Raw genomic sequence first — 21,970 nt, forward strand, 5'->3', positions numbered from 1 at the left:
TGCCTTACTGGTTCGCCAGCAGGTAGAGTTCGGCGCGAAGCTCGTCGACACCCTTGTTCTTCTCCGAGGAGGTGGCGATGATTTCCGGATGGGCGGCAATCCGTTTGGCCAGAAGCGCCCTTGTTTCCGTAATCAGTCGCGCCAACTGGGGCGGCTTGATCTTGTCGGCCTTGGTCAGCACCACCTGGTAGACGACGGCCGCCTTGTCGAGCAGCGCCATTGTCTCCAGATCGTTCGCCTTGATCCCGTGCCGGCTGTCGATCAGCAGGATGACCCGGCGCAGGTTCGGCCGTCCGCGCAGATAGGAAAACACCAGCCGCGTCCAGGCGTCGACCAGATCCTTCGGCGCCTGCGCATAGCCGTAGCCGGGCATGTCGACGATGGTCAGCGGCGTATCGGGCGCGACGAAGAAGTTGAGCATCTGCGTGCGGCCGGGCGTCGAGGATGTCCGCGCCAGTCCCTTGCGCCCGGTCAGCGCATTGATCAGGCTGGACTTGCCGACATTGGAGCGGCCCGCAAAGGCGATCTCGGTATCCGCCGCTTCCGGCAGATTGGCCATGTCGGTGACGCTGGTCAGGAACTCCCAGGGACGGGCGAACAAGAGCCGGCCTGCTTCCAGGTCTTCCGGCGTATAGGTTTGATCTTCACTCATATGCGCGTTTTAGCCTGCCGGACTGACGCCGTCGAGCGTGCATTCCGGTGCAGCGGTTAAATTCCGGCCGAGGTATGGCCTATAGGCCGGACAGCTGTTTTTCGAACGCATAGGTGGGGGCGATGAAGTCTGCGTTGCTCTTGATGATCGCGCAGGCGAAAAGAGTTCTGACAGCGCGCCCGTTGCCGTCTGTAAAGGCATGCGCGCGAAGGTGGGCGCCCAGCAGGTAACAGGCAATATTGCCCCAATTGTTGTGCTGATTTTGAACCGTGGGCACGAAGATGTAGTGGCGTTGTCCCGGAGTCTCATAGCGGTGCCTTTGCTGCTCGGCCGCTGGAGGCAGGGGCATCATTTCCCGGATCTTGCGCGATTGCCGCGCGGCATAAGCCTGCAGATAGGTTCCGCCACCGACGCCGCAGTAGTTCTGTCCCATCGGTGTGTTGCGAAGGGCGTCGGCATTTGCGGGGATGGACCCCACGACGGCCCTGTGGATGTGTTCGATCGTCTCCACATGCCGCAAGTCCATATTGCGGTTCAGGACGGTGGTGATCGCTCTTTGGACAGCCGTCACGTCCGCCCGGTTGGCGGTTCTGCCGAAGCTGTTGGAGGAGGTGCAGACCCATTTGGAGGCCTTGATCAGGTCGGTGTCCGTCTGGCGGGCACCGTATTGGTCGGGTGGTATCTGATGGCCAGGGGTATTCCGCAATGTCACGAAGACATTGGAGTAGGCTTCCAGCAGCAGCATGTCGAGATAGCGCGTGGATGCGAGAACGCGCTGGCGCTCCATGTCGAGACGCCCGGACAACTGGTTCCTGTAGTACTGCTCATTGCTTCGCGCGGTAACGATTTTCGTCAGGTCGTTGGTGAAGGTTCTCTTGTTTTCGGCCGCCCAAAGCGTCGCAACGGTCAGCTCCGCACAGTCCCGGTCGGTGTCCTGCACCAGCCGTTGAAAGGCCGGAAGCGCCCTGGCCATGTCCAGATAACTCCTGGGGGTCAGGGTAATCATGTCCTTGCGGCGCTGGAACAAGTTAAATCCGGTCATGCCATACCTCGAGTGCGTTGATTGCACAAATTTTGGGGGCCGTACCTCGAAGTAGCGGCCCCGCGAATGAACTTTCTTCACTGGCAGATTTACGGAAGAGTGCAGGCAAGCGCCTGTGACGGGCGGCACTGGCGACAACACCGCGTTGGCAGCGCCCGGGGGGCAGGGTTGTTTCAAGGTCGGGGGAAACCGCCGGACCCGGGCGGCCCGGCGGCGCTCAGGAAATTTCAGTCTCGGCGGTTGCCTGTTCCAGAATGGCGAAATCCGCCCCCCTGATCGCGCCGAGATGGCGGGTGATCTTTTCCACGGGCCAGTTCCACCAGGCAATTTCCAGGAGACGCTCGATGGTGTCTTCATCGAAGCGAAGCCGCATCACCCGGCCCGGATTGCCGACGACGACTGCATAGGGCGGAACGTCGGAGGCGACCACCGTATGGGCGCCGATGATCGCGCCGGAACAGATGGTGACGCCCGGCATCACCGTGGCGCCGGTCCCGAACCAGACATCGTGCTCCACGATGGTGTCGCCGCGCAGGTGATCGGAAATCGTCGCCGGGTCGAACCCTTCGCGCCATTCATCGGCGAATATATTGAACGGAAAGGTCGAGAACCCGGTCATGGCGTGGTTCGCACCGTTCATGATGAAGGTCGTGTCCTGCGCCAGCGCGCAGAACCTGCCGATCTTCAGCCGGTCGCCGACGAAGTCGAAGTGATAGCGCACATTGCGCTCTTCGAACGCGGTGGCATGGTCCGGATCGTTGTAATAGGTGAAGTCGCCGACCTCGATGGTCGGGCGGGTGATGACGTTCTTCAGGAAAACGGTGTGCGGTTCGCCGTTGAACGGATGAAGGATGTCGGGAGACGGGCCGTGCATGGGACCTCCTCAAAAAGCAAGAAACAAGGGAAGACGGAAAACGCGTTTCATACGCGGTCGACCTGCCGGTGAGCGGCTTCGCCTTGCGGATCAGGTCTTGCTTTATCGGTTCATCGGTCCGGGAACTCCTGAGGACAGTCACGAAAAAGCGCCGCTTCAATCGGCGCTGACAGGACAAAATCCATACATTTACCCGTGCGCCGGGTCAAGATGCGAAGAGCTTCAGATCTATTCGCGCCGGCAGCCTTCCAGCCAGACATCGCCATTGCCTTTCGGCGTGCAATTGCCCGATACCAACCTTTCGATGCGGGCAATGCGCTCTTCAAGCTGCGCATCTTCCTGCCGCAGATCGTAAGTTCCCGGCGCGATCAGGACAGCCACGAGCGACAGGAACTCCCTGTCGGTCAATTCGGCGGGCGGCCGCAGGTAAATTGTCTGGCTCGCCACGAAGAAACCTTTCATCCAGCCATCCGGTCCCCGGCCCATTTCAAGCGTATCCAGCCACAGGGCCATGATCTGGTCTTTGGTGAGTTTCCGTTCCAGCCCGATGGCGTAGCCGGTCTGACGGATCTTGCCGATGCCCGGTTTGAACTTCCGGAAGGCAACGCGTTTCGCCAGGGACTGCGTGACAGTCGTGATGCCGGCCCCCGGCGTTGTGACATCCAGTCCAGCGTGTTGAAGAAAGGCCGGGTCCTGAACCATGAGGAGGGTCTCCAGCCGCTTTTCTCCGAGATCCTTCCCGCTGCGGCCCTCTGCCATCAGCGCGTCGGCGCGCAGGGCCAGCCTATCCGCGTCTGAAAGGGCGTCGAAATAGCCGGAAACGCCATAGATCAGGCCCGCGGCAGCAAGCAGCAGAAACACGGCACCTAGGAATTTGAAAAGTCGACGCATGATGGCTCCACGGGAAGGGGTCGCCAAGATGATGCGCGAAAAGCGGCAATGTCATGATGGCCCGCAGCGGGCGTTCGGCTTCTATCAAAAAAAGGCCCCGCCTTGCGGCGGGACCTTTGTATCGGACAGGTTTTTATCGGCTGCCTCAGCTCTTGTCTTCGGCTGCCGGTTTCTTTCGCTTGAACATGCGGGACAGGTTGTCCCACAGCTCCACCTTGACGCCCTGACGGCGCATGATGACGTATTGCTGGGTCACCGAAAGGCTGTTGTTCCAGGCCCAGTAGATCACCAGACCGGCCGGGAACGAGGCCAGCATGAAGGTGAAGACCACCGGCATCCAGGTGAAGATCATCTGCTGGGTCGGGTCCGGCGGCGCCGGGTTCATCTTCATCTGGATGAACATGGTGATGCCCATGATCAGCGGCCACACGCCCAGCATCAGCATCTGCGGCGGATCCCAGGGGATCAGGCCGAACAGGTTGAAGATGCTCGTCGGATCCGGCGCGGAGAGATCCTGGATCCATCCGAAGAACGGCGCATGGCGCATTTCGATGGTGACGAACAGCACCTTGTAGAGCGCGAAGAACACCGGAATCTGGATCACGATCGGCAGACAGCCGGCCAGCGGATTGATCTTCTCTTTCTTGTAGAGCTCCATCAACGCCTGTTGCTGCTTCTGCTTGTCGTCCCCGTATTTCTCGCGGATCTCCGTCATCTGCGGCTGCACAAGCTTCATCTTGCTCATGGAGACGTAGGACTTGTTGGCAAGCGGGAAGAAGATCAGCTTGACGAGCACCGTGACCAGAAGGATCGCGACCCCGAAGTTGCCGGTCAGGTGGAAGAACCAGTCGATGGCGAAGAACATCGGCTTGGTAAGGAAGTAGAACCAGCCCCAGTCGATCAGCAGCTCGAAGCGCTTGATGTTGAGGGCTTCCTCGTATCCGTCCAGAAGCTTGGTTTCCTTGGCGCCTGCGAACAGGTAGGAACTCGTTTCTGCGGTTCCGCTCGCCGGCACCGAAACGGCATTGCCGAGATAATCCGCCTGGTAATTGCCGGTCTTGGCCGAATAACTGAAGCCCGGCTGAAATTCCTGGCCCGGGAACGGGATAAGCGTTGACGCCCAGTACTTGTCGGTCATGCCGAGCCAGCCCTGGTCAACCTTGGGAGGACGGATCGTGCCTTCCTCTTCAAGATCGGAATAATCGACCTCCTCGAGCCCTTCCTCGCCGAAGACCCCGAGCAGGCCTTCATGCAGGATCCAGATGCCGGTGGTCTCGGGAATGTTGCGCCGGGCGATGAGGCCGTAAGGGTAAAGCGTGAGCGCATCGGCCGTGGTGTTCTCGACCGACTGTTCGACGGTGAACATGTAGTTGTCGTCGACCGAATAGACGCGCTTAAAGACAACGCCCGCGCCGTTGTCCCATGTCAGCGTCAGGGGAGTTGCCGGGGTAAGCGTCGCCTGTCCCTCGATGGACCACTCCGTATCGGGACCGGGAAGGGAAATACCGGCTTCGGGATCCGCCACCCAGCCGTAGTCGGCGTAATAGGGGTTGGGGCTGCCCGAGGGAGAGAACAGCACGATGGTCGGGCTGCTCTTGTTGACGGTCTCGTGGTATTCCTTCAGCCGAAGATCGTCGAGACGGCCGCCGGTCAGATTGACCGAGCCTTCCAGGTGCGGGGTATCGATGGTGATCCGCTTGCTGGCCGAAAGGGCCTGCTCCCGGCTTGCAAAGGCTGCCTGACCGGCTGCTGCAGGTGCGGGGGCCGAAGCGTCCGTGCCGGGCGTTGCAGTTGGCCGCGGCGCGTTCGGGTTGCCGCTGTCAGTCAGTGTCTGGCCGCTTGCCGCGGCATCCTGCTGCGCCTGAAGTTCAGCCTGCGCCTGCTGGCGCTCCAGTTTCGGCCCGGCGATGAAATACTGCCATCCAAGCAGTACGATCAGGGACAGGACGATTGCAAGAATCGTGTTTCGGTTTTCAGAAATCAACTGGAGTTACCCCTGTTTCCTGCGCAAGTTTGTTTGATTCTGCCGGTTCGTCCGGCGCGGCTTTTCCCGTCCGCGCGGCGTGGCAGGGTCAAGCACCTGGCTCAGGCCAGACTTAAGGTCTGCGACGAGTTTTTGAAAGGGAAGAGTGCGCGCGCTGTCCCGTGCGATCAGGACAAAATCCGCGTTTTGCGGTTTATCCCCCGGTCCGAGTTCGGCAACGGCGGCCCTGAGGCGGCGTTTTATGCGGCTGCGCACGACGGAATTGCCGGTCTTCTTGGTGACCGTATAGCCCACGCGCGCTTCGCCGTCCGCATCCCGTTTCAGCCCCTGAACGACAAAAGCGCGCCGACCCAGTCGGCCGCCTTTGGCGACCGCCAGGAATTCGGAGCGCTTTTTCAAAGTGTCCATGAGCAGCAGCTGGTTGTTGGCAGACGCCGCCAACCCGGCGCGCTGCGGGCTCAACGCCGGTTAGGCGCTCAGGCTGTTACGGCCTTTGGCACGGCGACGAGCAAGCACCTGACGACCGTTCTTGGTTGCCATACGTGCGCGAAATCCGTGGCGACGCTTGCGGACAAGACGGCTCGGTTGATACGTACGCTTCATTGTTCTTCCCCACGCGGATTAATGCGCGGCCCTTGTTCATCTTAATTCTTTGGAGGAAGCACTCGAAGCGCCTGAAGCGCGGGGCTCTTGTCAGCCTTGGGTCCGAATGCATGTCCCGGTCGAGCGCGCTTATAAGGGCCATGACGCTGCAAGTCAACTTTGCGGGCGAAGAATCTCTTAATTCCTGTGCGCCCGGGAAACCCATGCCCAATCAGGTCGGCGATTGGCGGTGGACCGCTTCGCAGGTGACCGTGCTGTGCAACGGCGGCAGGCGGATCACGCGTGAGTGAACTTGAGCCGGCCAAACGTCACTTATCGGTGAAGCATGGTTCTTTTTACCGGAATTAAGATACATCTGCCAATACTCACATATCCCGAACAGGTAAAAACGGGCGAATGAAAAAACAACGGGACCCTATATGTCGGGTGACAAGGCCAACACAGTGACAGCACCGAAGCAAACAGAGGCGATCGCCGGCGAAACGCCCAAGCGCTCGGTGTCCGCCCGGATCCGCACATGGCTGCCACTGATTGTCCTGGTGGGCCTGATGGGGCTCGCTTTTGCGCTCGGGCTGCACGAACAGCTTACGCTGTCGAATCTCATTATGCGCCGACAGGAACTGGCCGGCTATGTGGAGGCCAATATCGCGCTGGCCCTCCTGGTCTACGCGGCAGCCTATGCCGTGGCCGTTGCGCTTTCCTTTCCCGGTGCGTCCCTGCTGACCATCGCCGGCGGGTTCCTGTTCGGCTGGGTTCTCGGCGGTTTCGCAACGGTTCTCAGCGCGACCCTTGGTGCCTGCGCAGTCTTTCTGGTCGCCCGAACCTCCTTTGGGGACATCCTGACCCGGCGCGCCGGACCGTTCCTGTCCCGTCTCGCGGACGGGTTTCGCAACGATGCCTTCAACTATCTGCTGTTCCTGCGGTTGACGCCGGTCTTTCCCTTCTGGCTGGTGAACATCGCCCCGGCCATGTTTGCAATGCCGTTGCCGTCCTATGCGCTGGCGACCTTTGCCGGCATCATTCCGGGAACCTTTGCCTTCGCCTTCATCGGTTCCGGTCTGGACAGTGTCATCGCGGCCCAGGAGGCGGCCGACCCCGGCTGTGCCGCGGCCGGGACCTGCCGGATCGAATTGTCCGCCCTGGTCACGCCCCAGCTTCTGGCCGCTTTTTTCGCGCTCGGCATCGTCAGCCTCATTCCCGTCATTCTGAAGAAGCTGCGGTCCCGCTGATTCTCTCTTTCCCGTTCATCGATTGGAGTCCCTGATGGCAAGCCTGCTGACCCCAGATATTTGTGTGATCGGTGCCGGTTCCGCGGGACTGTCCGTGGCTGCGGCCGCCGCCGCCTTTGGCGTTGAGGTGGTGTTGATCGAAAAGGCTCTCATGGGCGGGGATTGCCTGAATTACGGCTGCGTTCCCTCAAAAGCCCTGCTTGCCGCTGCCAAGGCGGCAGCGGCGGAAGAGAAAAACACAAGGTTCGGAATATCCTCCGCAGGCCGGACGATCGATTTCGCGAAGGCCAACGATCACGTCCGTCAGGTCATTGCCGCCATCGAGCCGCACGATTCGCAGGAACGCTTCGAGGGGCTCGGCGTCACCGTGTTGCGCGAAACGGCGACATTCACGGCGCCGGGTGTGCTGATTGCCGGAGAGCACGAGATCAGGGCACGCCGCTTCGTGATCGCAACCGGCTCCTCGCCCATGGTGCCGCCGATCCCGGGACTGGACGAGGTTTCCTGGCTCACCAATGAAACCCTGTTCGACCTTCGCGAGGTGCCCGAGCATCTGGCGATCGTCGGCGGCGGCCCGATCGGCCTCGAAATGGCCCAGGCGCATCGCCGTCTCGGCGCCAGGGTGACGGTCTTCGAAGCGCAGAAAGCCTTGGCGAAGGATGACCCGGAGTTGGCCGCGCTTGTTCTGGATGCGCTGAAAGCCGAAGGCGTCGAGCTCCTGGAAAATACCGGTGTCGAGAAGGTCGGAAAAACCGATGGGGGCATTCTCGTCACCGCAAAGGCGAAAGACGGGAAAACGGTTGAGGTCTTCGCCAGTCACCTGCTGGTCGCGGCCGGACGTGCGCCGAATGTAACCGGTCTGGGGCTGGAGGCGGCCGGTGTCGCATTCGAGCGGAAAGGTATCAAGGTCGACAAGGGCCTGCGCACCTCGAACCGGAAGATCTATGCCATCGGCGATGTCGCCGGGGGGATGCAGTTCACCCATGTCGCCGGCCACCAGGCCGGACTGGTCATCCGCTCCATCCTGTTCCGCCTTCCGGTGACGATGAACGAGGATATCGTGCCCTGGGTCACCTATACATCTCCGGAACTCGGCCACATCGGTCTTTCCGAAGCGGCTGCCCGGGAGAAATACGGCGACAAGGCCAGGGTGCTTGCCGCGGAATATTCAGGCAACGACCGGGCGCAGGCCGAGGGCGAGACGACGGGCAGGCTGAAGCTGATTGCCGGACCGGGGGGCAGGCTGCTGGGCGCCGATATCGTCGGCGCGCATGCGGGCGAGATCGTCAACCTTCTGTCGCTGGCTTTGTCGAAAAAGATGACCATGAAAGACCTTGCGGGATTTATCGCTCCCTATCCGACACTTGGAGAACTGGTGCGCCGCGCCGCAATTTCTTACTATGCGGAAGCGCCCAAAAATGTTTGGGTGCGCCGTGCAATCGCATTTCTGCGCAAATTCGGATGATCGGTTGCACGTTGGGCCGCGTATGAAGACATGATCTGGCTTCGGGAACCTTGGGACGTAGCGACATGAAGCATGAGGGCGCGCCGCATGGGTCGGTTGTCCCGCCGGAGGGTGAGGCAGGGTCTCAGCAGACGGGCGACAGCTTCGGCCATTACAGGCTCGGCGGTCTCTCCGGCAAGCTGCTGCTCCTGACCGTCGTCTTCGTGATGGTGGCCGAAATCTGCATCTACGTGCCGTCGATCGCCAATTTCCGTAACACCTGGCTGATGGAACGGCTCACCACGGCAGGCGTCGCAGCCTCGGTGCTCGCGGAAACCAACACGATTGCCCCCAGGCTCCAGGAAGAGTTGCTGCGCACCACCGGGGCCCTCGCCATTTCGCTTGATCAGGGCAGCCGCCGCAGTCTGATCGCCATGAGCAACGTCCCGGACGAGGTCGATTTTGTCATCGACATGGCCAATGTCACCCCCTGGACGTCGGTGCAGAACAGCTTTGCCATTCTCACGTATGGCGGCAGCGGCGTGATGCGGGTCATCGGCGCCGGACAGATGGGCCATACGGAGCGGGTGGACGTGGTTCTTCCGGTCGCCCTGCTGCAAAAGGACATGCTGGCGTTCTCGGGCCGCATTCTGGCCCTGTCGCTGGTGATTTCGATCATCACCGCCAGCCTGGTTTACATCGCCCTCAGAGCTCTGTTCATCCGCCCGCTGCGCCGGTTGACCCGCTCCATGGAACGTTTTGCCGAAAGTCCGGAGGACGCCTCGCGGATCATGCCCGTCTCCGGCCGCCGGGACGAGCTGGGAGATGCGGAAATCCGCCTCGCCGGCATGGAGGAAGCTCTCTCCAGGGCCCTGCACCAGAAGCAGCGGCTGGCCGACCTGGGACTTGCCGTTTCCAAGATCAATCACGACCTGCGCAATCTTCTCGCTTCCGCGCAGCTCTTTCTGGAGCGCCTGGAGCATGTGCCGGATCCGACCGTCAGCCGGCTCGCCCCCAAGATCCTGGCAACGCTCGACCGGGCCGTCAGCTACACCCAGGCTGTCATGTCCTACGGCAAGGCTCAGGAAAGAGCCCCCCAGCGCCGTCTCCTGACCCTGCGCCGGGTGGGGGACGATGTCGCCGACGTTCTGGGGCTGGTGGACCATGAACTGGTGAGCTTCGACAACAAGGTTCCGGAGGGGATCGAAATCGACGCCGACCCGGAACAGATTTTCAGGATCCTTCTGAACCTCTGCCGCAACGCGCTTCAGGCTCTGGAAGCGGAAAAGGATGCGACGCTGGTCAGGCGGATCACCCTCGAAGCCGAGCGCACCGGCTCCTGCGTGTCCATCGCCGTGATCGATACCGGGCCGGGGATTCCCGAAAACACCCGCAAGGCCCTCTTCAAGGCCTTCCACAGCGGATCCAAGCACGGTGGCGTCGGCCTGGGGCTTGCCATCGTTGCGGAGCTGTTGAAGGCCCACGGCGGCTGCATCCGCCTCGACGATACCGGTCCGGGCACCTGCTTCCGTCTTGAGGTGCCGGACCGGAGCACCTGACGGCAAGCCGCGCGCGGACTTGATACAGAACGCAATTCCGGCGGCCGTTTTCCGGGGCGATGGACGCGGGGTCGTACCCGACTCCTCAAAGGCGGATCAAAGAGGGACCGGGTCCGGCAAGTTGAAGCGGAAAAACCGCTGAATTCAAACATCCACATGTCGGTAGCGGCGGAACCTGCGGGATTCCGGCAACCTGCGAACCTTTGTGACCGTTCCATGAAAAAAAGTTCGAAAAGTCGCTTGCATTCCCTCCCGGTCCGAAGTACGTAAGCGCCCTGTCCGGGGCACGTCCCCGCAGTGCCAAGACCGGTCATCCCGGGGTCTTTCAGGACCCGATGACAAGATCTTCGCCTCTATATGCACCGGTAGCTCAGCTGGATAGAGCACCAGACTACGAATCTGGGGGTCAGGGGTTCGAATCCTCTCCGGTGCGCCATCTCTTTTTTACCACTGCAAATTCCGCCTAAAGCCTTGAAAGGCAAGGCAATTTCTGGTGTTCGAAAACCCGTATCACGGCAGTATGCTAAACGGTCGTCAAAAGCCAATTTTAGCACCGTGTGACGGTACTCCATATTCCCTTTTTCCCATATTTTCCAAGGGCTTGATAAAAACTGCATAGAGTGTTCGAAAACTTCGTCATAGTCTCTAAGAGGCTTGCCGCAATTTTCGATTTTTTCTCGCAAAGCCGCACGTTCAATTTCAAGATTTCCAATCTTCCGTTCGATAGCTTTGATGGCCCCTGCGCTGTCTAATTCAACCAGCGTATCCACGAACTTCTCGATTTTACGATCAATTTGAGAAACCTTTGCCTTCATTGACTGGCCTTGCTGCTTTGAAGATTCAGCGCGCTGCTGCCACAGGTCACGAAAGATCGCAGAAGCTAGGTCAAAAAGGTCTTGGGACGGCTGTAGAGACATCAGGAGTGTTTCAAAATCGTTTTCCACCACTTCCCTGCGAACGGACTTACCAGCCGCCTCACAGCCTTTGTGGCGGCATAGATAGTATGGATAGTGGGTGGACTTACCCTTCGACCAATTGGCCGTCAGGGGATTGCCGCAACATCCGCACAAAACGAATCCTCGAAGCGGGAAGTCTGCATTGATATCTTTTCGTGCCGGTAGGTAGGTGTTCTCATTCAAACGTTTTTGGATGGCATCAAACGTTTCAAAACGAATAAGGCCTTCATGCTTTGCGGGACGCAAAGAGACATCCCAACGCGGTACTTCTAAGTAGCCTGCATAAAGCGGTTGCGTGAGCAGATCATTGACGCGCTGGTTCGTTATTTCACCGTTCGAGTTCTTAGGGAATTGCGGCTGCGCCTCCAAGAATCGTTTGACCTCAGCTTGGCTTGCAAAACGTCCACACGCAAAGCCCTCAAGTGCCTCTGTCAGGATTGATGCTGCGGGCTCGTCTGGATGCAGCAATTTTCCTTGCCCCGAGACGCGTTCGAAGCGAAAACCAACCGGAGCTCTAAATGGCCAGCACCCATTCGTTGCTCTTGCACGCATACGGTTGAGGGTCTGCTCGCCATTCTTTTGGCGTTGATGTTGCGAAACGCTTGCGAGAAGGTTTTCGACAAGCTGGCTATCACTATCTTCCCCGAATTCGATTGATGGAGATTCCAGAATTCCACCAGCTTTGTTAATTGCTGCTCTCAATTCCAAATGTGCGTCCAGACCACGCGCAAGACGGCTGATGTCGTCGATGATGACGATATGCGGATCGCGACGATGTTGGCGAAGATAGGCAAGCATGGCCTGCATTCCTGGGCGATTTATCAAGCCACCGGAAGCATCGTCCTTAAATACCTGCTCAACATCATATTGACGAATAGAAGCAAATTCTCGGCAACGCGTCTCTTGCGACCCAAGGCCTGTTCCCTGGGTAGCTTGTTTGGCGTGTGATACACGGCAATAAATAACCGCTTTCTTTGCTTTCTGCTTCGTCTTCATAGAATCCCTTTCGCACCCTCAAGAATATCTTGAAAAGGTTCTTTAATCTTCGGTTTTGCTAATATCATCGATTCTAGCATAACCTGCTGTCTTACCAAGCATATTCTTATTTTTTTCGTCCTGAATCATTTGAATTGAATGTCTTCCCCAAGCCGCGTCTGCAAATGGCTCCATAAGGCTTGTAACCATGTGGACAGTTTCATTGATTTTCTCCTCGGAGAGCCCTTTCTCCCTCATTTTTTGTATTTGTTCCCTCAAGTCCGGGGTCATTGGACAGACTCCACCTGTCTCAGCAACGCAGTGCGTGCTGACCAGCTACTTCAATTTTTCAATTGAGACGTGCCCCCAAAGACGTTTTGCGTCTCGGCTCAGGTTGCCTTTATTATGCAAAACACAACCATAAGTATAGTGTACCTCGAAATTGATCAGGAGTGCAAATTCCTGATCAATTTCAATTGGTTACTATTGCAGGGCAGCATCAAGGCTCACTGCGAAGCACGCATCAAGGTCGTCACGGGGTTTCCTCGTGGTTTTGCGACTGTCCGCGTGCCGTCCTTCGCGTTCGGGCGCGTTCTTTCAGACTATCGATGTCTCGGCTGTCTGATTGGGACCGTGCCTGCCTTTGCTCCAGCTCCCATGACTGCATCCGTTCAATGGCTTGAGGAACGAGGGTGTGCAGTTTCAGCAGATCATTGCGGTTGAAGTTGTTCGTCCGCTTGTAGTCTTCGCCCTCTTTGTAGATCTTGCTGACATGAGCATTCAGCCAGGGACCTTTCTCGCTTTCCTGTTCAAAAAGGGAGATTTCCGCAGGGAACTCCTGAAACTTCGCTATCGGTCTGTTGGTCATGGATCAATCCTCCTCGCCTGTGTCATCGGAAAGATCGAGCAGCAAGACCCGATAGCTCTGAGCGGGGTCTTCAGGATGGCTGGCTTCATTGGCGAGGGTATCGTCCTCGTAGACCTTGATCATCCAGATGATGGGGAAGGACTTATCCTTGCTCCGGTGTTCGAAGGCACCGCGATCACGGAGCGGGAATTCCTCAAAGTCCGCGAACTGGCGAACCTTTTTCTTGATCGCCGCCTTTGTCGTGCCGGGAAGTTCCTCTATATCATCGCCTAAGATCCATCGACCTTTGATTTCGTCATCGTCGGTTGACTGGTTCTGACGGAAACGGTCATTCAGGGCTGCGATCTGGCCGGATACATCCCCTGTTTGATCGTTTCCACTTTCCGATCCTGCCTCATCGCTGGAGGCGATATTACTGAGTTCGTCTATCAGATCGTCAGGCAAAGTCGGCGTGTCCGTTCCGCCCGTGAAGCGGGCTTCGATAGCGCTCAACGACGCATCCAGATCGTCAAACAGTCTCTTCATCATGTCGTCCATGATTATCTCTCCTTACCAAATGTCGAATGAAGCTTCGGGAAGATCGCCGAGCGTGGAAACGCGTTTCGCGCCCTTGTCCGCTTTGGCTTTCATGATTTTTGCCCATCTCTCAGAGGACTTTTTCTTAGCCTCATCAGACCTGCTAACGTCCAGCAACTGATCGACCCGTTCGGAGCCGAGTGTTTTAATCTGTTCATCGCGCACGCTGTACCAGACCTCGACGCGGGTTGCGCCGCAGTGCTCGAACAGCCCGTCTACATAGGCGCGGACTGCTTCCATCGTGTCGGCGATGGAGTCCGTTGTGCCGAACTGATTGATTTTTTCAGGATCGAAAAACTCACCCATCGATTCAACGAGGGCGGTGTGGCGGCCCCAATCAAAGCAGAGCTTCGCACCCGCGATGGGTTCATCAGCCTTGAATACGACCAGATAGTAGAACTCGATAAGTTCCATGCGGAGCATCACGTCGATGCGTTCAAGATACCAATCGCAATCCTTGCCATGATCAGCGGCGATCTCGAAAAATCGCCGCGCCACACCTTGCAGCAGTTGATTTCTTGTTAGGTTCCATACTCGCGCTTTTGTTTGCACCATTGTCATGGGGCTTCTCCTTTCAGTTAGATTTTCACCGGAGGGATATGCGGCTGCGGCAGTTCCTCATTTGCAGGATGAAGCGCGCCGTTGCCGTAGTTATGAAAGCCTTCCTGCCCGATGAGCGGATTGGCTTCCTCTTGAACCGACTTCGCCTGGTTCACAAAGTTGGTGTTCCGTGATTGCGCGGCCAGCTTTTCACCGGCAGCCACTAGCTGCGGATACGTGGCTCCGTTTGAGGCATCAACAATCGAAGCTGCTGCGTGCTTCCAATCAACGCTGAGGAAATCAAAGCCCGCATCACGAGCGCAGTTCATTGCTGCCTGTTTTGCGAGGTCGTTGACCAATTCGGCAAAGAAGGCGACCGATTTTTCAGGAAACTTGTTCACCAATTGCCCGGCCTGACGAACGGACAGCTTGGGAAACATACCGGCAATCACCCTTTGTAGGTCGACACCTCTTGGGTCAAGCGTGCATAGCGCTGCCCGTCCCTCACGCACCAGTGGTGAATGAAGCGCTGAGATGTTGTTGACGATCAAAATAAGCGCAGGAGGGCGCTTAAACCTGATTGTTCGCCTTGTTCCCGTATCGGATTCGACAAGCAACTCTCTGGGGTTATTCGCAAACTGCATGAGCCAACCGGACGAGGCGTTGTTATTCACTGTTCCGGTAAAGCGCTCATCGACGCGAAGGCCGCCCATTTCGGCATCGTCCAGCAGGACGACAGGCTGAAACGGGCTCGGGTCGTTGGCGGCTTCTATGATTTTTCGTTCAAGTGCTTTGGTGCCTTGGCCCTCCCATTGCGACACCATGTCTTTGCCGTGGATTTCGTATAGGGGCGCACAGATATGGTTACAAAGATGCCGGATTGTGGACGTCTTGCCGGAGCCGGCTGGCCCTTGCATGATTAATATCGCAGGTCCATTGATGTTTGGGTTCTCAGCTATCGATCTGAACAGCGATAGATGTGCCAAAACATTATAGGCAACTGTCGGCGGAATGTAGCGACCAGTTTGAAGTCTCATTCTATTTCTCCTTTCAGGTTTCAGGGGGGCGGCTTGCCGCTACCGAACGGGCAAGCGCTTCGAGCTTGGCCGTACCGGTGAGCGGAAGAGGAATTTCAGTGATAGGTTCAGGGCGTTCAGCACGCCGCGCCGTGAAGTCTTTCCAGACCTTTCGAAACCAAGCGCGGGCACGTGTTTCACGATGGTCGCGGCTGGGGTCGATCATCCAGACCGGTAAAACTTTGTAGCTGAGGGCTGTTTTCACCATCATGGAGCGCTTGCCATTGCGAAGAACAATGGCATTGTTCCGCCCCGCCTCCAGAAACCGCCGAACCTGATCCGGGGTGATGACGGGGATTTCTTTGCTGCTAACCGTCCAAAGAAATGGGATTCTCCATTTCTTCCGTTTGACGGTCTTCTGCCCAAAGACGTGGTTGGCGATGTACTCGTAAGTTTCATGGTCATTCGTCGCCATGAAAACCACGTGTTGTGCGTTCCCAATCATGGATTTGTAGTCTTTCGGGAAGGCTTTCCGCAGGCCTGGCAAGTCCTGACCTACGGCTGTCAGAGAGACGCCTTGGCCAGCCATGAGAGGAAAGGCTTCGCCCACGCCCTGCAACGCGTCTTCACCAAGTGCCTGAATCTCTTCAATCACAAACCGCGTCTTGGTTTTCAGGTCACCGGGAATCCATTCCATGACCGCGAGCGACAAAGAAATGATGCCGCCCACCCAGGGCCTAAGGGTCGTGCGCATTTCCCCGACAGTGACAGGCAGGGAAATTATGAGATTTTTGTCGGGATCTTTGAGGTCGCAAAGATTGACATCATTGGATCGGGAAACCGATTTGACCTGTTCGTGGTCCCAAAACGCTGTCTTACTTCGGATCGTCGCAAGGACATTTTCACGTGTACGTTCGTCCATTGCGATCATTTGCGCAGCAAAAGACGACACGTAGCCGTCATAGGCATCGCAAGCCAGCATCGCCTCCCAGAGCATAGCCATGGCAAGCACAGGGTCGCCTTCAGCATCCTCAATGAAGCCGACCAAGATCAGACGGCGGGCATCCAGCATGCTTGAGTTTTCGATAGTGATTTTCGCGAAAAGGATAATTCGTGCCCATCCCTCGCGCCCCATATCGCGAAAGAAAGGTTTCTCGTTGCTGCTAGGCGGGAAAGAGAGGGTTGCGATGCGGTCGCACAATATCGTTGTCCGGTCTTGGCCGAGCCGTGCGTTGATCAGATCGATTTGGGCGATGAAATTGATGGATTGAGATGGGCCGTCCAGTAATCCCAACGGGTCTAATGCACAGAGCGTGTGTCCGCGCCGTTCAAGTGGGATGAGGACTTGATTTGTATGGTTGGCCGTCGGGTCAACGATCAGTGCGCATGCGTCTTGCGGCATATGGGCAAGTTCAGTTTGAACCTGCAACGATTTCCCCGACCGCGAAGACGCGATATAGAGCTTATGCCGTTCCGATTTCTCGCCGATTAGGCTGTAATGGGGAATGCCAAGCGGCAAGCGTACGCGCCCAATCAGGCTGTTGCCTTCCTCGTATCGCAAGGCGAGTTGAGTTAATGCTCCGGATTTTCCAGCGCTGGCTTTGCCTTGTTTGAAATTCTCTTCTTGCCATTCCTGAAAACGTATCCAGAGACGCAGGTATGGCCATCTCCAAGGCAGACGCGGCCACTTCTTGTCCCATCGTGGATCGAATGCGCCAAAAATTCGCAGTGTAGTGAAAACCACCGTGCGCAGGGCAATATTTGCGGTTCCACCAATTACAATGGTTTCGGCAACGGGGATGCCGATTTCGATGACTTGCTGGACGATCTGAGCCATATCAGCCGTCCTTGCTTTCGAGAGCAAGGGATTTGAGATCCGTTTGCACACACGTCTCCCGTTTACCGCCGCGCCAAAGCAGACGGTTCCCTTAAAGAGAAGATTGGATATTTTGTATGAGCAGATGCTCATCCAAGCGAACAGGGTCAGTCTACAATGTTTGCGGCAAAGCAAATACTGTGTTCACTTATTGTTCTATATTTAGTTTGGTTCTGGCCAATTGTTGATGATATGTGGCGCGTGTACATTATAGGCTTCAACTACGAGCCTTAAAACTTCCGGCTCCAGCGACTCGACGGCTATCTCATGGAGATCAAAACCAAGCTTGTCGCGATGTGTGAAGTCCACTAAATATCCATATCTAAATATTTCTTCGAGATAGGCAGGAAGACGTCCGTAGGCGGCTAGCATAGTCGCGCTCATTCCACTACTTGTATGAATTTCATTGACCGACTGCGGGTTATTCCCAATAATTTCAACAGCTTCCTGAAAATTACTATCTAATATCGCCTTTACCAAACTCGATTTACGCACAAAACCCTTTTCTGTTTTTGTTTTTCTAGCATTTTTCATTTTAGCACTACTTTTTCAATTTCTCAAAGTTTTCGCAAAGCAACTTTTCTTCTTTTGAAGCTTCCACGAAAAATAACCAACCAAACAATAGGTCTAGAACGAAGTCGTTCGTTTTCCTCGGCAGCCCTATATATGTTTCATCTATCTTCTTATAATAATTTCGGTCTCTAACTGGGCCTATATTTGATTTTATGTATTTGAAGTAACTATTAAAAGAAGTGCCCGCCAATCGATCAAATGATCGGATGCAGATGCAATATTCTTCATCGAGGGACAACTTTGCGCCAACACTTCCAAGTGCTGCATGAAAGCTTATTCTTTTTAGATCAATCGCTATGGAACCGTCGGTATTCCTATCTTGTATCGGCAAAAATGCGTCGTGTGCCGCTCCCGAACGCTTCCAGTGTGGGTTCTTAAGAGCATCCCGAGTTTGTTCAGCGGATAGGAAATAGGCTTGTTGATGTCCCGCGATATTTCGTTTCTTAGAAAAATGCAGGAGACCAAAATGCTCCATCTCATGTTCTTTTCTTGAGATCTCCTCGAAGGAAGCATTATCTTTCCCGGATTTCTTGTATTGGGCATTTACCCAGACTGCTTTGCCCTTTTGAATTTCAATTATTTCGCTTGGAGAACACAAACTCCACTGGGTATATTTCTCCTCGACCGGTATTTTGTAAAGACTGACAGTGGTTGGCAGCAAATCACTTGGGTCTAACACGTCGAAGGATGCATCCAAGTCTTCTACGTACGGTTTGAATAATGCAAATCTATGCTCTTCTGCCCAGCTCTCTACGATCTTCGGTTTAATTGTCCATAAGAATAGATGAATAATTTGTAGTGTATAAGGCGAGGATCTTAGAATTCTTTTTTCTAGAACCTCATCAACACGGCTTGTGTCTAAAAATTTCTTATAGGTTATTGGCGTCGGGAATACTTTTGGAAATGGAACCTTGTCTTGATTTGGCAAGCGGATATCAACCTTTTCCGCAAGAGATGCGACTTCATCATTGACATGTATTGCAAACCGTTCCTCGCTTCGGCCAAATTTTATGAATTCAGCTCGAAAGCTCTTCCATAAACGCGTGATAAAATAGGCACTGTATTGCCGTCGAACTACCACTTTGGTTGGCTGAAATTTAATAACAGAACTCATTGCATAATAAACTCGGGTTTCCAGTAAAAAGTTAGCAATCGATCAAATACACAACCGAAAATGGATTAGTCAAATCCGCCTCAATTGTGACAACACATGCATTAGCTGCTAGCCTGGTTTGGCCGTACCCATGTGTTGCGCAATAAAGAAAAAGGCAGCTCTCTGGTGGGAGCTGCCTTTAGTTTTTCGTGTATATTGTGCGGAGGGGATTACCAACGCACAATATAATCATATACGTGAATATGTAATATATGATTAAAAATAGGTAAAATACAATCTATTATTTACATAATATTAAATTGATCTGCATATAATACTATGAATACACACCGAATGCACCCGTTTTGAAAGAGGTTGCGGGGAAGTGTGGGGATTTAAAGATGCGTTTTTATGGAGAGCAAACCGGTCTAAAGAACCGATTTCGAGCAGTCGATACATTGGGTGACTTTGCAGAAGCCGCGAAGGCCATCTCTGCGCCTGGCGCGCAACAATCCGACAAGCAGTTCGCAATTGAACAAGCCGCAAAAATCGTCAAAGAGCATGACGACATTCAGCATGGTTTGAAAAGCGGCTCTATCGAAAGTGTGCATCTAACGACCGCTGCAGCTTCCAAAGAGGCGCAAGGATCAGCACAGGAGAATTCCGAACGTAAGGCCAAAGAGCAATATGAAGATGCTATGTTCTTGGCACTTCTCAACAGCGGCGATCTCGACGCCTACGTTGCCGAAAACATTTTTGGCGGCATGAGCGATGCCGAAGTTACTGATGTCATATCAATGATAGAGGCTGAGACAGGCCGGAAATTCGAAGAATATGCAGAAAATTTCCTCGGTGACGATATGCCAGAGCGAGTGCCCGGCGAGAGCGATGCCGATTATCATCGCCGTGTTCTGATCGCGGTTACGGATGAGGTTTTAAACGATGATCTTACGATCAAGGCCGGATATGAGAATGATCCGCTAGCTAGGTTCGTGAACAACCACGAAGTCACGCAACACGCTCGTGAAAAAACACGAGAGGCTGACCAAATAGCGTTGCGAGAGGGAGCCGATGCCGGAATCGCGCATATAAAAGATGAAGTGGAAGGGAACTACGCCGTTGCCCGAGTGGTTAGCGATGAATCCGAGGTGTCTGAAGTTTCGGACTTTGGCGGAGGAACGCAAGACAACCATAGCGATGCAAGTTTCAATGACGCATCCAGCGTAGAAAAGAGCAGCTCCTTTTTCTCTGGGTTTCCGGGATCTGACGGGGCGCTAGAAACGGCCAAAGCGGATTTTGAAACTCAATTCCCTAAAGCTGCCGCGCCGAAAACTGCTGAGCTTGCCAGCACAGCCGAGCATACTGTTAAAGTTGAAATAGGAAGGGACCTAACTTAACCACCTGGCTGACTTGACTGGAACGCGTCGATGTCCGCATTGGCAAGTTCAAGCGCAATTCTGGCCTGTTTAACAACGTCCGGTACGATTTCCGAAGCCGTTTGAAGATCGAACAAACCGTTAGACCCGGGTGGCGAATAGATATGATCCCCAACGTGATAAGTTAAACCTGATCCACGAGCATCATTCGTTCGCGGAAAGATTCCTATATCTATTCCGTGTTTGGCAAAGCTCTCTTTGAATTGATTTTCAACCCATTGCAGCAGATCTTCTGGCTGTTCATGGTTTTGGATGTCCATTCCAACGTGCAGGAGTATCGCAACGCCATGCTCCTTTGCGTAAGCTGTGGCCGCACGGTCGGCAGCTCTTAGCTCAGCGATCTCAGCGGTTCTAGAAGTCTCTACTGTATTAGCGACTGATGTAACCTCCTGCGCGTTCGCTGCTACTGGAGTAAATAAGGCGGCAGCGGTCATCGCCGCGCCAGCGACGGCTCCGAATAATCTGCTTGTTTGTTTGGCTTGTGCCATTTGTGTCCTCGCATTTGCGCCAGACACACCCTCAACATTCTTTTTTTCTTTATTAGTTGTCAGAACACTAAAGCAATTATAAATAAAATGCAAATTTTTAGCAACATTGTTACTGAGGCATATTGAATTTTCTTCTTTATGTTTCTTTGTTGTTGGCGTAGTCAAAACTGATGGATTTTGACTATGTTATGTTTATGTAAATTTTGGAAAAGAAGAGCTTTCAGAAAAACCCTGATTTCGTGGTTTTCTGACTGCCATTGCCGAGTTCGGAGCCTTCCCCATGACGGACATGCAAAAACGATCGGTTTTGCTAGTCCCGAAAGGAAATTGCCATGAAACACTGGCACCCAACGTCATTGCTAAATGCGCAAAGTGGCAAGTTAATCGGCTATGCTCGCGTTTCAACCTGCGAGCAGAAGTTGGACATTCAGCTTAACGCACTGAAACAGGCGGGCTGTAAAAGCGTATTTCAGGATCACGGCCTTTCGGGAGCGTTAGTCGAGAGGCCCGGTCTCGACAAAGCGCTGCACGCACTAGCGGCAGGGGATACCCTGGTCGTTTATAAGCTGGATCGATTGGGGCGTTCGGTATTGCACCTTGCCGATCTCATCACACGGCTTGATGCGAACGGAATTCAGTTTTGTTCTTTGACGGAAGGGATCGATACGACAACGCCCGGAGGAAAGCTTGTTTTTCATGTTTTCGCCGCCGTGGCCGAGTTCTCCCGCAATCTGATCCGCGAAAACACCTGTGCTGGCTTAAGGGCGGCACGCGAGCGGGGAGCACAAATTGGAAGGCCGAGATGTCTGACGGATGAGCAGGTCGTAGAGGCACAATCCTATATGCGAGACAGAGGTAAATCGCCGATTGAAGTAGCGGAGCGTTTTGGAGTGTCAGCAAGTACCTTGCGGCGCAGCATACGCCGTGTCGAAGCTAGTGATGTGGAATAGCGTGCACTTATTCTAAATGGCCCGTTTTCTCGGGGATTTCGGTTATCTCTCAGTCGCAAGATGTGTGGGGTAGTACCCCACATCTTGGCAAGGAGGCCCGCTGCGCGCCTCCTGTGCAACCTCCCGGCCTTGGCTCTTCCAGGGCATTGAACCCGTTTCAGAGCCATCCAACCCGTATCGCCGGATTGAGCCACTCGCGGAAGACTTCGCTCTCCCTGCCCCCATCGACTTGGGTGGCGTTCCTGCCCCCAAGACCCCTGACAATTCCATTGAGGCCATGTCATGGAGACGATTTCATCGAGAGCAAAGGGCGTTCCTGCCCTTATGCAATCCTGACCAGGAAGG

21 protein-coding genes, 1 tRNA gene and 1 pseudogene are annotated in these 21,970 nt (G+C 55.2%); 6 read left to right on the forward strand and 17 right to left on the reverse strand.

Annotated features, from left to right (window positions below; all coding sequences use genetic code 11):
• Positions 1-4 precede the first annotated feature (4 nt).
• From yihA to rpmH, 7 genes are all read right to left on the reverse strand, one after another.
• Entirely contained in the window at positions 5-652 is a 648-nt protein-coding gene (gene yihA / locus Q1B40_RS04070; RefSeq protein ID WP_299810371.1) for a ribosome biogenesis GTP-binding protein YihA/YsxC, read from the reverse strand.
• 79 nt (positions 653-731) lie between these two features.
• Entirely contained in the window at positions 732-1,694 is a 963-nt protein-coding gene (locus Q1B40_RS04075) for a hypothetical protein (protein ID WP_299810374.1), read from the reverse strand.
• Positions 1,695-1,911: 217 nt separating this feature from the next.
• Positions 1,912-2,568: a CatB-related O-acetyltransferase gene (locus Q1B40_RS04080; RefSeq protein WP_299810376.1), complete on the reverse strand. Its 657-nt coding sequence runs from the start codon at positions 2,566-2,568 to the stop codon at positions 1,912-1,914.
• A gap of 228 nt (positions 2,569-2,796) precedes the next feature.
• Entirely contained in the window at positions 2,797-3,459 is a 663-nt protein-coding gene (locus Q1B40_RS04085; RefSeq protein ID WP_299810379.1) for a transglycosylase domain-containing protein, read from the reverse strand.
• A 145-nt stretch (positions 3,460-3,604) separates the two neighbouring features.
• Positions 3,605-5,443, reverse strand: coding sequence for a membrane protein insertase YidC (gene yidC, locus Q1B40_RS04090; protein WP_299810381.1), 1,839 nt, complete (start codon positions 5,441-5,443; stop codon positions 3,605-3,607).
• Positions 5,444-5,449: 6 nt separating this feature from the next.
• Positions 5,450-5,851 carry a ribonuclease P protein component gene (gene rnpA / locus Q1B40_RS04095; protein WP_299810384.1) on the reverse strand — a complete coding sequence of 134 codons (402 nt, stop codon included), beginning with the start codon at positions 5,849-5,851 and terminating at the stop codon, positions 5,450-5,452.
• A gap of 60 nt (positions 5,852-5,911) precedes the next feature.
• On the reverse strand, positions 5,912-6,046 hold the full coding sequence (gene rpmH / locus Q1B40_RS04100) for a 50S ribosomal protein L34 (protein WP_082837230.1): 135 nt from the start codon (positions 6,044-6,046) through the stop codon (positions 5,912-5,914).
• Between the two features lie 443 nt (positions 6,047-6,489).
• Between rpmH and Q1B40_RS04105 the strand changes: the two genes are divergently transcribed.
• The 4 genes from Q1B40_RS04105 (at position 6,490) to Q1B40_RS04120 (ending at position 10,714) form a co-directional block, all read left to right on the forward strand.
• On the forward strand, positions 6,490-7,275 hold the full coding sequence (locus Q1B40_RS04105) for a VTT domain-containing protein (protein WP_299810399.1): 786 nt from the start codon (positions 6,490-6,492) through the stop codon (positions 7,273-7,275).
• Positions 7,276-7,309: 34 nt separating this feature from the next.
• Positions 7,310-8,740: an FAD-dependent oxidoreductase gene (locus tag Q1B40_RS04110; protein WP_299810402.1), complete on the forward strand. Its 1,431-nt coding sequence runs from the start codon at positions 7,310-7,312 to the stop codon at positions 8,738-8,740.
• A gap of 65 nt (positions 8,741-8,805) precedes the next feature.
• Positions 8,806-10,278 carry a sensor histidine kinase gene (locus Q1B40_RS04115; RefSeq protein WP_299810404.1) on the forward strand — a complete coding sequence of 491 codons (1,473 nt, stop codon included), beginning with the start codon at positions 8,806-8,808 and terminating at the stop codon, positions 10,276-10,278.
• 359 nt (positions 10,279-10,637) lie between these two features.
• Positions 10,638-10,714, forward strand: a tRNA-Arg gene (locus tag Q1B40_RS04120).
• 499 nt (positions 10,715-11,213) lie between these two features.
• Here the strand turns inward: Q1B40_RS04120 and Q1B40_RS24705 are convergent.
• From Q1B40_RS24705 to Q1B40_RS04160, 9 genes and pseudogenes are all read right to left on the reverse strand, one after another.
• Positions 11,214-12,230: pseudogene (locus Q1B40_RS24705) on the reverse strand (recombinase family protein); the annotation flags it as partial.
• Between the two features lie 42 nt (positions 12,231-12,272).
• The gene (locus Q1B40_RS04125; protein WP_299810407.1) at positions 12,273-12,500 is read right to left on the reverse strand and encodes a hypothetical protein; all 228 of its coding nucleotides are present in this window, start codon (positions 12,498-12,500) and stop codon (positions 12,273-12,275) included.
• A gap of 241 nt (positions 12,501-12,741) precedes the next feature.
• The gene (locus tag Q1B40_RS04130; protein ID WP_299810410.1) at positions 12,742-13,077 is read right to left on the reverse strand and encodes a hypothetical protein; all 336 of its coding nucleotides are present in this window, start codon (positions 13,075-13,077) and stop codon (positions 12,742-12,744) included.
• A 3-nt stretch (positions 13,078-13,080) separates the two neighbouring features.
• The gene (locus tag Q1B40_RS04135; protein ID WP_299810413.1) at positions 13,081-13,614 is read right to left on the reverse strand and encodes a hypothetical protein; all 534 of its coding nucleotides are present in this window, start codon (positions 13,612-13,614) and stop codon (positions 13,081-13,083) included.
• Between the two features lie 12 nt (positions 13,615-13,626).
• The gene (locus Q1B40_RS04140) at positions 13,627-14,214 is read right to left on the reverse strand and encodes a hypothetical protein (protein WP_299810416.1); all 588 of its coding nucleotides are present in this window, start codon (positions 14,212-14,214) and stop codon (positions 13,627-13,629) included.
• Between the two features lie 17 nt (positions 14,215-14,231).
• The gene (locus Q1B40_RS04145; RefSeq protein WP_299810418.1) at positions 14,232-15,230 is read right to left on the reverse strand and encodes an AAA family ATPase; all 999 of its coding nucleotides are present in this window, start codon (positions 15,228-15,230) and stop codon (positions 14,232-14,234) included.
• Between the two features lie 13 nt (positions 15,231-15,243).
• Entirely contained in the window at positions 15,244-17,046 is a 1,803-nt protein-coding gene (locus Q1B40_RS04150; protein ID WP_299810421.1) for a type IV secretory system conjugative DNA transfer family protein, read from the reverse strand.
• Between the two features lie 201 nt (positions 17,047-17,247).
• Entirely contained in the window at positions 17,248-17,619 is a 372-nt protein-coding gene (locus Q1B40_RS04155) for a hypothetical protein (RefSeq protein WP_299810424.1), read from the reverse strand.
• 7 nt (positions 17,620-17,626) lie between these two features.
• Entirely contained in the window at positions 17,627-18,772 is a 1,146-nt protein-coding gene (locus tag Q1B40_RS04160) for a hypothetical protein (protein ID WP_299810427.1), read from the reverse strand.
• Positions 18,773-19,152: 380 nt separating this feature from the next.
• On the opposite strand from Q1B40_RS04160, the gene Q1B40_RS04165 reads away from it, so the two are divergent.
• Positions 19,153-20,148, forward strand: a complete 996-nt coding sequence (locus Q1B40_RS04165) for a hypothetical protein (RefSeq protein ID WP_299810430.1) — start codon at positions 19,153-19,155, stop codon at positions 20,146-20,148.
• On the opposite strand, the gene Q1B40_RS04170 is transcribed toward Q1B40_RS04165, so the two are convergent.
• On the reverse strand, positions 20,145-20,840 hold the full coding sequence (locus Q1B40_RS04170) for a hypothetical protein (protein WP_299810433.1): 696 nt from the start codon (positions 20,838-20,840) through the stop codon (positions 20,145-20,147). The two genes, Q1B40_RS04165 and Q1B40_RS04170, sit on opposite strands and share 4 nt — an antisense overlap.
• A 167-nt stretch (positions 20,841-21,007) precedes the next feature.
• On the opposite strand from Q1B40_RS04170, the gene Q1B40_RS04175 reads away from it, so the two are divergent.
• Complete coding sequence (locus tag Q1B40_RS04175) at positions 21,008-21,625, forward strand: recombinase family protein (RefSeq protein WP_299810436.1); 618 nt, start codon at positions 21,008-21,010, stop codon at positions 21,623-21,625.
• Positions 21,626-21,970: the final 345 nt, after the last annotated feature.

This window comes from uncultured Roseibium sp., assembly GCF_947496995.1.
Taxonomy (GTDB): Bacteria; Pseudomonadota; Alphaproteobacteria; order Rhizobiales; family Stappiaceae; genus Roseibium.